General features: G+C 62.6%; 15 protein-coding genes. 7 read left to right on the top strand and 8 right to left on the bottom strand.

The features are described from left to right. Nucleotides 1-15: 15 nt before the first annotated feature. From U5A08_RS24045 to U5A08_RS24025, 5 genes are all read right to left on the bottom strand, one after another. Nucleotides 16-1,026 (bottom strand): SIS domain-containing protein, encoded by a 1,011-nt coding sequence (locus U5A08_RS24045; RefSeq protein ID WP_321852282.1) that lies wholly within the window; start codon nt 1,024-1,026, stop codon nt 16-18. Continuing rightward, nucleotides 1,019-2,125: an N-acetylglucosamine-6-phosphate deacetylase gene (nagA, locus tag U5A08_RS24040; protein WP_321848901.1), complete on the bottom strand. Its 1,107-nt coding sequence runs from the start codon at nt 2,123-2,125 to the stop codon at nt 1,019-1,021. Before nagA ends, U5A08_RS24045 begins: the two co-directional genes overlap by 8 nt. 36 nt (nt 2,126-2,161) lie before the next feature. Continuing rightward, nucleotides 2,162-2,893, bottom strand: a complete 732-nt coding sequence (locus tag U5A08_RS24035) for a GntR family transcriptional regulator (RefSeq protein ID WP_247405475.1) — start codon at nt 2,891-2,893, stop codon at nt 2,162-2,164. 262 nt (nt 2,894-3,155) lie between these two features. Then, nucleotides 3,156-3,659 (bottom strand): L,D-transpeptidase family protein, encoded by a 504-nt coding sequence (locus tag U5A08_RS24030; protein ID WP_253398647.1) that lies wholly within the window; start codon nt 3,657-3,659, stop codon nt 3,156-3,158. 37 nt (nt 3,660-3,696) lie between these two features. Further along, nucleotides 3,697-4,245 (bottom strand): NUDIX hydrolase, encoded by a 549-nt coding sequence (locus tag U5A08_RS24025; protein WP_321848900.1) that lies wholly within the window; start codon nt 4,243-4,245, stop codon nt 3,697-3,699. A 146-nt stretch (nt 4,246-4,391) separates the two neighbouring features. Between U5A08_RS24025 and U5A08_RS24020 the strand changes: the two genes are divergently transcribed. The 5 genes from U5A08_RS24020 to purT all read left to right on the top strand — a co-directional run bounded on the left by U5A08_RS24020 (nt 4,392) and on the right by purT (nt 7,720). After that, nucleotides 4,392-4,994 carry a CoA pyrophosphatase gene (locus U5A08_RS24020; RefSeq protein ID WP_253398643.1) on the top strand — a complete coding sequence of 201 codons (603 nt, stop codon included), beginning with the start codon at nt 4,392-4,394 and terminating at the stop codon, nt 4,992-4,994. A gap of 35 nt (nt 4,995-5,029) precedes the next feature. Beyond that, nucleotides 5,030-5,554, top strand: coding sequence for a gamma carbonic anhydrase family protein (locus U5A08_RS24015; protein WP_247405462.1), 525 nt, complete (start codon nt 5,030-5,032; stop codon nt 5,552-5,554). Next, a complete protein-coding gene (locus U5A08_RS24010; protein ID WP_321848899.1) occupies nt 5,551-5,766 on the top strand; it encodes a DUF1289 domain-containing protein in 216 nt (71 codons plus the stop codon). Before U5A08_RS24015 ends, U5A08_RS24010 begins: the two co-directional genes overlap by 4 nt. A gap of 235 nt (nt 5,767-6,001) precedes the next feature. Then, nucleotides 6,002-6,469: a VUT family protein gene (locus U5A08_RS24005; RefSeq protein WP_253398631.1), complete on the top strand. Its 468-nt coding sequence runs from the start codon at nt 6,002-6,004 to the stop codon at nt 6,467-6,469. Between the two features lie 69 nt (nt 6,470-6,538). Next, a complete protein-coding gene (gene purT, locus U5A08_RS24000) occupies nt 6,539-7,720 on the top strand; it encodes a formate-dependent phosphoribosylglycinamide formyltransferase (RefSeq protein ID WP_253398629.1) in 1,182 nt (393 codons plus the stop codon). 97 nt (nt 7,721-7,817) lie between these two features. Here purT and U5A08_RS23995 read toward each other — a convergent pair whose 3' ends face one another. The 3 genes from U5A08_RS23995 to U5A08_RS23985 all read right to left on the bottom strand — a co-directional run bounded on the left by U5A08_RS23995 (nt 7,818) and on the right by U5A08_RS23985 (nt 11,462). Continuing rightward, nucleotides 7,818-9,128, bottom strand: a complete 1,311-nt coding sequence (locus U5A08_RS23995; RefSeq protein WP_253398627.1) for an MFS transporter — start codon at nt 9,126-9,128, stop codon at nt 7,818-7,820. A gap of 270 nt (nt 9,129-9,398) precedes the next feature. Further along, the gene (locus U5A08_RS23990; RefSeq protein ID WP_253398625.1) at nt 9,399-10,637 is read right to left on the bottom strand and encodes a transporter associated domain-containing protein; all 1,239 of its coding nucleotides are present in this window, start codon (nt 10,635-10,637) and stop codon (nt 9,399-9,401) included. 12 nt (nt 10,638-10,649) lie between these two features. Further along, nucleotides 10,650-11,462, bottom strand: coding sequence for a cytochrome C assembly family protein (locus tag U5A08_RS23985; protein ID WP_253398618.1), 813 nt, complete (start codon nt 11,460-11,462; stop codon nt 10,650-10,652). A 219-nt stretch (nt 11,463-11,681) separates the two neighbouring features. Here U5A08_RS23985 and ffh point away from each other — a divergent pair, with 219 nt between their 5' ends. Both ffh and rpsP read left to right on the top strand, forming a co-directional pair. After that, nucleotides 11,682-13,058, top strand: a complete 1,377-nt coding sequence (gene ffh / locus U5A08_RS23980; RefSeq protein ID WP_253398610.1) for a signal recognition particle protein — start codon at nt 11,682-11,684, stop codon at nt 13,056-13,058. Between the two features lie 251 nt (nt 13,059-13,309). Continuing rightward, on the top strand, nt 13,310-13,561 hold the full coding sequence (rpsP, locus tag U5A08_RS23975; protein WP_003175899.1) for a 30S ribosomal protein S16: 252 nt from the start codon (nt 13,310-13,312) through the stop codon (nt 13,559-13,561). Nucleotides 13,562-13,563: the final 2 nt, after the last annotated feature.

The following is a 13,563-nucleotide window of genomic DNA, read 5'->3' as shown; positions in this document are numbered from 1 at the left end:
ATCGCGGTACGCCACTCAGTGGGTGCGGGTCACTTTGCTCAGGTGGCGCGGCTGGTCAGGGTTCATGCCGCGTGCGAGCGCCAGGCCGGCGGCCATGACATAGAAACTCTGGATGGCCAGAATCGGGTCCAGGCTCGGGTGTTCGGCGCAGCTCAGGGTCAGGTCGCGTTCGGCGATATCGTCCGGCGCGGCGAGCAACACGCGGGCGCCGCGTTGGCGCATATCGGCGGCCAGGCTCAATAGCCCGGCTTGCTCCGCGCCGCGTGGGGCGAAGATCAGCAGCGGGTAGTTGGCGTCGATCAAGGCCATCGGACCGTGACGCACCTCGGCGCTGCTGAAGGCTTCGGCCTGGATCGCCGAGGTTTCCTTGAGCTTGAGCGCGGCTTCCTGGGCGATGGCAAACCCCGCGCCACGGCCGATCACCATCAATTGCTGGCAGTCGCGCAGGGCGTCGATGGCTTGCGTCCAGTCCTGCTTGGCTGCTTCGCGCAGGCCCTCGGGCAACGCACGGCAGGCGTGCAGCAGGTCGGCTTCCTGGTTCCAGTGGCCGATCAACAGCGCGCTGGCGCTGAGGGTCGCGATAAAGCTCTTGGTCGCGGCCACACTGAGTTCCGGGCCGGCGCACAGCGGCACGTGGAATTCGCAGGCGGCTTCCAGGGGCGAATCTTCGGCATTCACCAGCGAAATGCTCAAGGCACCGCGTTTGCGCAGCAGGCGCAGGCTGTCGACCAGGTCCGGGCTCTGGCCCGACTGAGAGAAGCCGAACGCGACCTGGCCGCTGACCTGCAACGGCGCTTGCAGCAGGGTCACCACCGACATCGGCAACGACGCCACCGGAACGCCCACGTGCTGCATGGCCAGGTAGGCGAAGTAGCTCGCGGCGTGGTCGGAACTGCCACGGGCGATGGTCATCGCCACTTGCGGCGGCTGGCGGCGCAGGCGGTTGGCGATGTCTTGCAGGCGCGGGTCCAGGCGTTGCAACTGCGCGGCTACGGCGTCGCAGGAGGCGAGGGCCTCTTCAAGCATTTTTGAGGACAATGGTTTCTCCTTCGACCATGACGTCGGTGAGGTGCAGGGAGCGGTCCAGGCGCACGCAGTCGGCAAAGCTGCCGGGTTGCAGGCGGCCGCGTTCTTCCAGGCCCAGGTAGTCCGCCGGAAATTGCGACAGGCGTTGTGAGGCTTCGCTGATGGGCAGGCCAATCTTCACCAGGTTGCGCAGCGCCTGATCCATGGTCAGGGTGCTGCCGGCCAGGGTGCCGTCGGCCAGGCGCACGCCGCCCAGGCATTTGGTCACGGTGTGGCTGCCCAGCTTGTATTCGCCGTCGGGCATGCCGGCGGCGGCGGTGGAGTCGGTGACGCAGTACAGGCACGGGATCGCGCGCAGGGCCACGCGCATGGCGCCGGGGTGTACGTGGAGCAGATCCGGGATCAATTCCGCGTACTGCGCGTGGGCCAGCGCCGCGCCGACGATGCCGGGCTCGCGGTGATGCAGCGGGCTCATGGCGTTGTACAAATGCGTGAAGCTGGTGGCGCCGGCGGCGAGGGCGGCGACGCCTTCTTCATAGCTGCCCAGGGTGTGGCCGATCTGCATGCGCACGCCGCGTGTACTGAGGGCGCGGATCAGGCCGTCATGCCCGGCGATTTCCGGGGCGATGGTGATCACCCGGATCGGCGCCAGGCGCAGGTAGGTTTCCACTTCTTCCATCAATGCGGTGTGGGCGAAGTTGGGTTGTGCGCCGAGTTTGCCGGGATTGATGTAGGGCCCTTCCAGGTGTACGCCGAGGACCCGGGCGCTGCCGCTCAGGCGCTGCTCGCAGAAACTGCCGAGCTGGCCGAGCACGTTGGAGATCTCATCCACCGGCGCGGTCATGGTGGTGGCCAGCAGCGAGGTGGTGCCGAAGCGCACGTGGGTGCGGGTGATGGTTTCGAAGGCGTCGGCCCCTTCCATGATGTCTTTGCCGCCGCCGCCGTGGACGTGCAGGTCGATAAACCCCGGCAGCAGGTAGGGCAAGTCGTTGTCGGCCGGGTTGCAAGGCGCGCCTTCGATGGCGATCACTTTGCCGTGCTCGTGCGCGAGGTGGCCGCGAATCCAGCCATGGGGCGTGAGGATATTGTCTTCGGACATGGGCAGTTCTCTGAGGCCGCAGTGCGCGGCAAAGGCCTATCGCCGCAGTTCTGCGACAAAGTCGTAGTAGTCGTTGCGACAGTAGGTGTCGGTGATTTCGATCGGGGTGTTGTCGGCGGTGTAGCCGACGCGGGTCATCAGCAGCATGGCGGTGCCGGGGGCGATGCCGACCAGTGCGGCGAACTCGTCCGAGGCGTTGATCGCCTGGATATGCTGCAGGGCGCGCACGATGGGTTTGCCGATGCCCTCCAGGTACTCGTAGAGGGAGTGGCCGATGGCCTGCGGTTGCGGCAGCACCGAGGCGGGCATGGCGGTCATTTCGATTGCCATCACCGTGTCGTCGGCTTTGCGCAGGCGTTTGAGGCGCGTCACCTTGTCGGTCGGCGACAGGCCCAGGCGGATCAGTTCTTCATGGGTCGGCGCGCTGATGTCGCGTTCCAGCCACTGGGAGCTGGGCACAAACCCCTTGAGTCGCAGCATCTCGCTGAACCCCGACAGGCGCGACAGCGGCTGTTCCAGCCGAGGGGTGATAAAGGTGCCGGAGCCTTGGCTGCGACGGATCAGGCCTTGGGCAAGCAAGACTTCCAGGGCTTTGCGGGCGGTGACGCGCGAAAGGCTCAACTGCTCGCTGAGGGCGCGTTCCGACGGCAGGGCCTGTTCGGATTTCCACTGGCCGGCGTGGATCGCCGCTTCCAGGTTGCGGGCCAGTTGCAGGTACAGCGGCGTGGATTGCTTGTCGTCGGGACGCAGCGTCAGGATGGGGTTCATCTGTCAGGTTTCCGATGCGGTTATTAGAGTGTTGTCGCCCGGTATTGGTCGGAAACTAATACCACTTAAATACCATGTCAATGCTGCCAAAACGCTGTAAGTCCAGGTTTCAGGGCGTCTTAACGGTGCTTGGTATCAAGTGGTATTAGAGAGGTCTTTAAGGCGCGCAGAGCTGCGCGGCCTGCGGGGTGAATTGGTATTCACCGGCAGGCGCTGCCGAGGGCGGGAAACTTTTTTTAGTTAATTGACCGAGGGGCGAGGGTTACGGGCGGATCTCGATCAGGGTGCCGTCTTTGACCAGGTTCCAGACTTCGCGCATGTCGACGTTACGCATGCCGATGCAGCCGTCGGTCCAGTCCAGGGTGTGGAACCACTGCTCCGGGTACTCCGCGCTGTCGGGCGTGCCGTGGATCATGATCATGCTGCCGGGGTTCACGCCCTGGCGGCGGGCACGCGCGGAATCGCTGATATTGGGGTAGGAGATATGCATGGACAGGTTGTAGCGGTCGCTGGTTTTGCGCCAGTCGATCCAGTACAAGCCTTCCGGCGTGCGGCGGTCGCCTTCGAACAGCTTGGTGCCCTTGGGGTTTTTGCCCAGGGAGATACGGTAGGTCTTGAGGGGTTTGCCGTCGTTGATCAGTTGCAACTGATGGGCGGACTTGAGCACCAGAATTTTTTCGACCGTTTTGCCGCCCAGGGTTTCCAGGGTGGTGGCTGAGGACAACGTGGCGAACGACAGGCAGAGCAAAGCAAGCAACCAACGCATTAAAACGATTTCCCTTGGACGACGATCTGCCGGTTTGTTATTGGGCGGGCTGGGACAGCGGCGGCACAGCTTCGTTGCGCACCGGGAACGACCGTAAGCGACGGTCGGCGAAGAAGTATTCTAAGGTACGCCCGACCGTGCGGAAAGCCAGCTCGGACCAAGGGATGTCGGCCTCATCGAACAGTCGCACTTCCAGGCTTTCGGGGCCTGCGGCGAAGTCCAGGTCAATCAGCTCGGCGCGGTAGAAGACATGCACCTGGCTGATATGCGGCACGTCGATCAGGGTGTAGAGGTTCAGGTTGCGTACATGGGCGCAGGCTTCTTCCATGGTCTCGCGCATGGCGGCCTGTTCCATGGTCTCGCCGTTTTCCATGAAACCAGCGGGCAGGGTCCAGTAACCCCGGCGGGGCTCGATGGCGCGGCGGCACAGCAGTACTTGATCGCCCCACACCGGCACCGTGCCGGCGACGATATTGGGATTCTGGTAGTGAATGGTCTGACAATGATCGCAGACAAAACGCAGACGTGCGTCGCCTTCGGGAATGCGTTGGGTGACCGGTTTACCGCACTGGCTGCAGAAATTCATGCTGGGGTTCCTGGAAAGTCTGCCTATCTTGGCGTGGGCGGCAAGGCCCTGCAAGTTGTCGTTTCGCGACAGCCCTCAGGTTTTGGGGTTGGGCACCCGCGCGCTTTGGTGCATGATGCAAGGTAGCCAACAGATCGAGATGACTCATGCTGGACGAGCTACTTCGCCGGGTAAGCAATCACACACCGCAACAGCTTGAGACCGACGGGCGTTTCCCCGAGGCCGCCGTGCTGGTGCCGATTACCCGCAGTGACGAACCCGAGCTGATCCTGACGCTGCGCGCCAGCGGCCTGTCCACCCACGGTGGCGAAGTGGCCTTTCCCGGCGGGCGCCGCGACCCCGAAGACCCGGACCTGATCTTCACCGCCCTGCGCGAAGCCGAAGAAGAAATCGGCCTGCCGCCCGGCCTGGTTGAGGTGATCGGCCCGTTGAGCCCGTTGATTTCCCTGCATGGCATTCGGGTCACGCCCTACGTTGGTGTCATCCCGGACTACGTCGAATACCTGGCCAACGACGCCGAAATCGCCGCCGTCTTCAGCGTGCCCCTGGAGTTTTTTCGCCAGGATCCGCGCGAGCATACGCACCGCATTGATTACCAGGGCCGCAGTTGGTATGTGCCGAGCTATCGGTTCGGCGAATACAAGATCTGGGGTTTGACGGCAATCATGATCGTCGAGTTGATCAATCTGCTTTATGACGATGCCGACATCAGCCTGCACCAGCCGCCCAAGAGCTTCATCCATCTATAAGCCATCGTTTAAATGGCCAGCCGTGAGGACACATCATGAAATACCGCCTGGGCGACGCCCGCGTCGAGACGCATCCACACAGCTGGGTGGCGCCGAATGCCACGTTGGTGGGCAAGGTCAAGCTGGAGGAGGGCGCCAATGTCTGGTTCAACGCGGTGTTGCGTGGCGACAACGAACTGATCCTGATCGGCAAGAACAGCAATGTGCAGGACGGCAGCGTGATGCACACCGACATGGGTTACCCGCTGACCCTGGGCACCGGTGTGACCATCGGCCATAACGCCATGCTGCATGGCTGCACCGTCGGCGATTACAGCCTGATCGGCATCAATGCGGTGATCCTCAACGGCGCGAAGATCGGCAAGTACTGCATTATCGGCGCCAATTCGCTGATCGGCGAAGGCAAGGACATTCCCGATGGCTCCCTGGTCATGGGCTCGCCGGGCAAAGTGGTGCGCGAATTGACCGAGGCGCAGAAGAAGATGCTCGAGGCCAGCGCTGCGCACTATGTGCATAACGCCCAGCGTTATGCGCGGGATCTGGCTGAGCAGGAAGAATGAACCCGCCAGAACGCCCTGTCGCCTCGCCGTGCGTGAACATTTGCGCGCTGGATGACGACGATATTTGCATCGGCTGCCAGCGTAGCGTGGCAGAAATCACGCGCTGGAGCCGCATGGACAACGCCGAGCGCCGGGTGGTGCTGGGGGTGTGTCATGAGCGGGCGGTGGCGGGTGGGTTGGTGTGGGTGATGCCTAAGAGTTCCGGTGCCTGATCGACTGCCATCGGGGGCAAGCCCCCTCCCACACTTAACCGCATTTAATCTGTAGGAATGCGATCAAAATGTGGGAGGGGGCTTGCCCCCGATGGGTCCCTCCCACACTTAACCGCATTTAATTTGTAGGAATGCGATCAAAATGTGGGAGGGGGCTTGCCCCCGATGGGTCCTCCCAGACGACATCCCTGTAATTGTGTACCCTGTGCGGCATTACCCACAGGTCCATCCCCTCATGCTCTTCCTGATCGCCTACATCAGCAGCGTCGTGCTGATCAACTTCGCCTTCTCCACCGCGCCGCACCTGGATGTCATCTGGTCCGCCTGGGGCGGTCTGGTATTCATCCTGCGCGATATGGTGCAAACCCGCTTCGGCCACGGCGCGATCCTCGCCATGCTGGCGGCGCTGGTGCTGTCGTATATCACCTCCGACCCGTCCATCGCCCTGGCCAGCGCCACTGCGTTCGCGGTGTCCGAGTGCATCGACTGGCTGGTGTTCAGCATTACCAAGCGCCCGCTCCATGATCGCCTGTGGATAAGTTCGGCGCTGAGCATTCCCCTCGATACTTTTATCTTTTTCGGCTTGATCGGCGCCCTCACGCCCGCCGTGGTGGGCACCGCCCTGGCGTCGAAATTCGCCGGGGTCACGGCGGTCTGGCTGATCATGGCCTGGCGTATCCGCAAACGGGCCGTCGCCAACTGAAGCCAATCTGCACAGTTCATGTAAAATGCCGGCCTTTCTCCCCATGATCCGCTCCCCTGAGGACCTGAGATGACCCGAATCGGAACTCCATTGTCGCCAACCGCGACCCGCGTTTTGCTGTGTGGCTGCGGTGAGCTGGGCAAGGAAGTGGTAATCGAGCTGCAACGCCTGGGCGTTGAAGTGATTGCCGTGGATCGCTATGCCAACGCGCCGGCCATGCAGGTTGCCCATCGCAGCCATGTGATCAACATGCTCGACGGCGCCGCCCTGCGTGCGGTGATCGAAGCGGAAAAACCGCACTTCATCGTGCCGGAAATCGAAGCTATCGCCACCGCCACCCTGGTGGAGCTGGAGGCCGAAGGCTTCACCGTGATCCCGACCGCGCGCGCCGCATCGCTGACCATGAACCGCGAAGGCATCCGTCGCCTGGCCGCTGAAGAGCTGGACCTGCCGACCTCGCCGTATCATTTCGCCGATACCTTCGAAGACTACAGCAAGGCCGTGCAAGACCTGGGCTTCCCGTGCGTGGTCAAGCCGGTGATGAGCTCGTCGGGCAAGGGTCAGAGCCTGTTGCGCAGTACCGAAGACGTGCAGAAAGCCTGGGATTACGCCCAGGAAGGCGGGCGTGCCGGGAAGGGCCGGGTGATCATCGAAGGCTTTATCGACTTCGACTACGAAATCACCCTGCTGACCGTGCGCCACATCGGCGGCACGACCTTCTGCGCGCCGGTCGGCCATCGTCAGGAGAAGGGCGATTACCAGGAATCCTGGCAGCCTCAGGCCATGAGCCCGATTGCCTTGGCGGAATCCGAGCGGGTGGCCAAGGCCGTGACTGAATCCTTGGGTGGCCGTGGCCTGTTTGGCGTGGAGTTGTTCATTAAGGGCGATCAGGTGTGGTTCAGCGAAGTGTCGCCACGCCCGCATGACACCGGTTTGGTCACCTTGATTTCCCAGGACCTGTCGCAGTTCGCCCTGCACGCGCGCGCCATCCTGGGCCTGCCGATCCCGTTGATCCGTCAGTTCGGGCCGTCGGCGTCGGCGGTGATCCTGGTGGAAGGGCAATCGACCCAGACTGCTTTCGCCAACCTCGGCGCGGCCTTGAGCGAGCCGGACACGGCGTTGCGTCTGTTCGGCAAGCCAGAAGTGAATGGCCAGCGCCGTATGGGCGTGGCATTGGCGCGGGATGAGTCGATTGAAGCGGCTCGCGCCAAGGCGACCCGTGCGGCTCAGGCGGTTGTTGTAGAGCTCTAAAAGCATCGGGGGGCAAGCCCCCTCCCACATGTGACCGCGTTCAAGCTGTAGGAACGTGGTCGAGTGTGGGAGGGGGCTTGCCCCCGATAGCGATCTATCAGGCAACCTTGTTCAAATCGTTATCCCGCGTTTCTTTCAGGCACAGCACCGCAATCAAGCTCAGCAACGCTGCCGCCGACACATACCCGCCGACATAACTCAGCCCACCCATCGCCACCAGCTTGGTCGCGAAGAACGGTGCCGCCGACGCGCCGACGATCCCACCCAGGTTATAGGCCGCCGAAGCGCCGGTATAACGCACGCGGGTCGGGAACAGTTCCGGCAGCAACGCACCCATCGGGGCGAAGGTCACGCCCATCAGGAACAGCTCCAGGGCCAGGAATAGCGCCACCGCCCAGGTCGAACCGTGGGTCAGCAACGGCTCCATGGTGAAACCCGACAGAATGGCCAGCACTGCACCGACTATCAGCACCGGTTTGCGTCCGAATCGATCGCTGGCCAAGGCTGCCAGCGGCGTCGCCAGGCCCATGAACAACACGGCAAAACACAGCAACCCGAGGAATGTCTCGCGGCTGTAGCCCAAGGTCGACACGCCGTAGCTCAAGGAAAATGCCGTGGTGATATAGAACAGCGCATAGCACACCACCATCGACGCGGCGCCCAGCAGCACCGGCATCCAATGCTGGCTGAACAGCTCGACCAACGGCACTTTTACCGGCGCTTCTTTCGCCACGGCATTGGCGAACACCGGGGTTTCATGCAGCTTCAGCCGCGCATACAGGCCGACCATCACCAGTGCGGCGCTGAGGATGAACGGGATGCGCCAGCCCCAACTGCGGAACTGCTCGTCGTTCAGGTTCATGGCCAGGATCAGGAACAGGCCGTTGGCCGCCAGGAAGCCAATCGAAGGGCCGAGTTGCGGGAACATGCCGAACCACGCGCGTTTGCCCTTCGGCGCGTTCTCGGTGGCGAGCAACGCCGCACCGCCCCATTCCCCGCCCAGCCCCAGGCCCTGGCCAAAACGCAGCACGCACAACAGAATCGGGGCCCAGGCGCCGATGCTGTCATACCCCGGCAGCAAGCCGATCAGCGTGGTACACACCCCCATCAGCAGCAGCGAAGCCACCAGCGTCGACTTGCGGCCGATGCGGTCGCCAAAGTGGCCGAACAGCGCCGAACCCAGCGGGCGGGCGATGAACGCGATGCCAAAGGTCAGGAACGACGCGAGCATCTGCGCGGTGCCGGAGGTCTGCGGGAAGAACACGGGGCCGATCACCAGCGCGGCCGCAGTGGCATAGATATAGAAATCGTAGAACTCGATGGCGGTGCCGACGATGCTTGCGGTGGCGACGCGGGCGGTCGAGTTGGTCGGGGCGGCGGTCGCAGCCTCGTTATAGGTGGTGCTCATGGCGGTATCCCTGACGGTCAGTGCGCGTTTGGACGCGGATTATTATTGGTCGAACACCCCAGGATCAGGGTTGTGAGCGGAGCGGCTCGGGATGGGAGCGAACGCCGGTCAGACATGGCAAGGCGGTGCCTGGACGCGCTCGGTGCGGGTAGCACGCGGTCGGGCGGGGCTTGGGTAAGCCGACCCGATTATAGGAAGGGGGTTGCGCATCCAACAAGGGGGTGAATCCGATCTACTGCACACAGTTTGAAGTGTGTTGCGTCAGAGGGGTTACGCGGCGACCGGCACGCGACTGGTGTGCCAGATCAGTACCTTGCTCACCCGGTTGTCCTCGGTCTCGAGGATTTCCAGGCGGTAGCGGCCGATTTTCAGGCACACCGCGCAATCGGGAATGGTTTCCAGCGCTTCGGTCACCAGGCCATTGAGGGTCTTGGGGCCGTCGCAGGGCAGGTGCCAGCCCAGGCTCTTGTTCAATTCGCGGATCGAGGCGGCGCCGTCGATGATATAGCGGCCGTCCGGTTGCGCTTCGATATGCGGGTTGTCAGCACTCTGTTCGCTTTCGAATTCGCCGACGATTTCTTCAAGAATGTCTTCCAGGGTGACGATGCCCAGCACTTCGCCGTACTCGTCCACCACCATGCCCAGGCGCCGCTGCTGCTTGTGGAAGTTCAGCAACTGCAGTTGCAGGGGCGTGCTTTCCGGGACGAAGTAGGGTTCGTAGCAGGCGGCGAGCAAGCTCTCCTTGGTCAGGCTGGCATCCAGCAACAGGTGCTGGATCAGCCGGGTGTTGAGCACGGCTTCGACCTGGTTGATGTCGCTGTGGAACACCGGCAGGCGGGTGCGCTGGGAACTGCGCAGTTGCTCGATGATCGCGTCGAGCGAGTCGTCCAGGTTAATGCCGTCCACTTCGCTGCGTGGCACCAGGATGTCGTTGACGGTGATGTTGTCCAGCGCGTGGATGCCGGGCATGCCGGGCGTGCGACTTTCATCGGCCTCGGGTTCGGGTTCGTCATCATGCTCGGGCTGCGGTTCGTCGCTTTTTTTCACCACGCCGGGCGTGCGTGCGAAGGGGCGCAGCAACAGCAGGCTGATGCCATTGAGCAGCCAGGCGAGGGGATAGAGGATTTTCAGCGGCACGCCCAGCAGGGCATTGCCGAAGCCCAGCACCGCTTCCGGATGGCGGGTGGCCAGGGCGCGGGGTAGGTAATCGGCCAGCACCAGCAGGATGCTGCAGGAGACCAGCCAGCCAAGCCACGCGCCGTTTTGCGCCCAGGCGTAGATCGCCAGCAGGGTACAGAGGATCACCACGCCGGCACGGCACAGGGTGTTGCAGAGGATCATGCTGTGGCGTGGGAAGTTCAGGCGGGCGGCGGCCTTGTCGCCCTGGCGTGTACCGGGGCGCAGGGCCAGCAGGTGCTGTTGCGCGGCTTCGATGGCGGTAAACAGCGCCGCCCACAAAACCAGCAAGGCGATTACCGCGAGCATCGGCCCTAAGGGCAAGTTATCCATGATCGCTGCCCGTCAGATATGCAGGATGTATTCGCGAACCAGCTTGCTGCCGAAATAGGCCAGCATCAGCAGGCAGAAACCGGCCAGGGTCCAGCGGATCGCCTTGTGCCCGCGCCAGCCAAGGCGGTTGCGGCCCCACAGCAGCACGCTGAACACCACCCACGCCAGGCACGCCAGCAGGGTTTTATGCACCAGGTGCTGGGCGAACAGGTTTTCGACGAACAGCCAGCCGGAGATCAGCGACAGCGACAACAGCGTCCAGCCGGCCCACAAGAAGCTGAACAGCAGGCTTTCCATGGTTTGCAGCGGCGGGAAGTTCTTGATCAGGCCGGACGGGTGCTTGTGCTTGAGCTGGTGGTCCTGCACGAGCAGGAGCAACGCCTGGAACACCGCGATGGTGAACATGCCGTAGGCCAGGATCGACAGCAGGATGTGCGCAAGAATGCCCGGTGCTTCATCGATCACCTGCACCGTGCCGGTGGGCGCGAATTGCGCCAGCAGCACCGTCAGCATCCCCAGGGGAAACAGCAGCACCAGCAGGTTTTCCACCGGGATGCGTGCGCAGGCGATCAGCGTGAGGGCTATCACCGCGGCGGCGATCAGGCTGGCGGCGCTGAAAAAATCCAGGCCCAGGCCGACCGGCGTCATCAAGTGGGTGAACAGGCTCGCGGCATGGGCCAGCAGGGCGAGGACGCCAAGGCCTGCCAGCAGGCGTGTGTCGGCCTTGGCGCCTTGCGCCAGGCGAGTGCCTTGGTAGAGGGTCGCAGCGGCGTACAAAAAGGCGGCGGCGAGGCTGGGTAGTAAACTGGGTGACAAAGGGAGCATAAATCCTGTTAGGCAAGCCCGAAAGGCGCTGAGTTTGGCATACACCTGCGTTCCACGAAAGACTCCAGGGCCAGACAGCGGGTGTGCATGTGCGCAGTCTTCGCTATAATCCGCGACCTGCCCACGCCGCAGGCTCGCCGAGCGCTGTTTTTAATAGCGATTTACCACAGCCTGGGCCGCCATTACCTCGGTCTACCATAGGGCCTGAAAGGATCGCGCATGTTTGAAAACTTGACTGACCGTCTCTCGCAGACGCTGCGCCACGTAACCGGCAAGGCCAAGCTGACCGAGGACAATATTAAAGACACCCTGCGTGAAGTGCGCATGGCGTTGCTGGAAGCCGACGTGGCCTTGCCTGTGGTCAAGGACTTCGTCAACTCGGTCAAAGAGCGCGCGGTCGGCACCGAAGTGTCCCGCAGCCTGACGCCGGGCCAGGCCTTTGTGAAGATCGTCCAGGCCGAACTCGAAAGCCTGATGGGCGCGGCCAACGAAGACCTGAACCTCAGCGCCGTGCCGCCGGCCGTCGTGCTGATGGCCGGTCTGCAAGGTGCGGGCAAGACCACCACCGCCGGCAAGCTGGCGCGCTTCCTTAAAGAACGCAAGAAAAAAACCGTGATGGTGGTGTCGGCCGACGTGTACCGTCCGGCGGCCATCAAGCAACTGGAAATGCTTGCCGGCGAAGTGGGCGTGACCTTCTTCCCGTCGGACCTGAGCCAGAAGCCGGTCGATATCGCCAACGCGGCGATCAAAGAAGCCAGGCTGAAATTCATCGACGTGGTCATCGTCGATACCGCCGGTCGCCTGCACATCGACGAAGAGATGATGGGCGAGATCAAGGCGCTGCATGCCGCGATCAACCCGGTCGAGACGCTGTTCGTGGTCGACGCGATGACCGGCCAGGATGCGGCCAACACCGCCAAGGCCTTTGGTGACGCACTGCCGCTGACCGGCGTGATCCTGACCAAGGTCGACGGCGACGCCCGTGGTGGTGCCGCGCTGTCGGTGCGCGCCATCACTGGCAAGCCGATCAAGTTCATCGGTATGGGCGAGAAGAGCGACGCGCTCGAACCGTTCCACCCTGAGCGTATCGCTTCGCGTATCCTCGGCATGGGTGACGTACTCAGCCTGATCGAGCAGGCCGAAGCGACGCTCGACAAGGACAAGGCCGATAAACTGGCCAAGAAGCTGAAGAAGGGCAAGGGCTTCGACCTCGAAGACTTCCGCGATCAGTTGCAACAAATGAAGAACATGGGCGGCCTTGGCGGCCTGATGGACAAGCTGCCGAATATGGGCGGTGTGAACCTGGCGCAAATGGGCAATGCCCAGGGCGCGGCAGAGAAACAGTTCAAGCAGATGGAAGCCATCATCAACTCCATGACCCCGGCCGAGCGCCGCGACCCTGAGCTGATCAGCGGTTCGCGCAAGCGTCGGATCGCCATGGGCTCCGGCACCCAGGTGCAGGACATCGGTCGCTTGATCAAGCAACACAAGCAGATGCAGAAGATGATGAAGAAGTTCTCCGCCAAAGGCGGAATGGCCAAGATGATGCGCGGCATGGGCGGTATGTTGCCCGGCGGCGGCATGCCGAAAATGTAAAGTATTCGAGCGGGAGCGTGCTCCTGCTCCGACCCACAGGGATGTGGGATCTCCAGCAAACCCGCCGTCTGGCGGGAGCTGACTTGCCGTTTTAACCGACGGCTCTATAGCAGATCTGAATGGCACGCTGATAGGCGCCAGAAAAAGACATTTGCAAAAGTCCGGATATTCCTTAGAATATGCGGCCTTTCGGGCACCTATGCCCGCTGTGCATTTAGATTTGCAGCACCGACTACAGGAACGATGTTCACATGCTAACAATCCGTCTTGCCCTTGGCGGCTCCAAAAAGCGCCCGTTTTACCACTTGACCGTAACCGACAGCCGCAACCCGCGTGACGGTTCGCACAAGGAACAGGTTGGTTTCTTCAACCCTGTTGCTCGTGGTCAAGAAGTTCGTCTGTCCGTGAACCAAGAGCGCGTAGCCTACTGGCTGAGCGTTGGTGCACAGCCTTCCGAGCGTGTTGCCAAGTTGTTGAAGGACTCGGCTAAGGCCGCAGCCTGAGC

Source organism: Pseudomonas paraveronii (assembly GCF_963681955.1).
Classification (GTDB): Bacteria; Pseudomonadota; Gammaproteobacteria; order Pseudomonadales; family Pseudomonadaceae; genus Aquipseudomonas; species Aquipseudomonas paraveronii.
The sequence above is the reverse complement of the archived record's forward strand: the minus strand, read 5'-3'. Positions and strand labels throughout refer to the sequence as shown.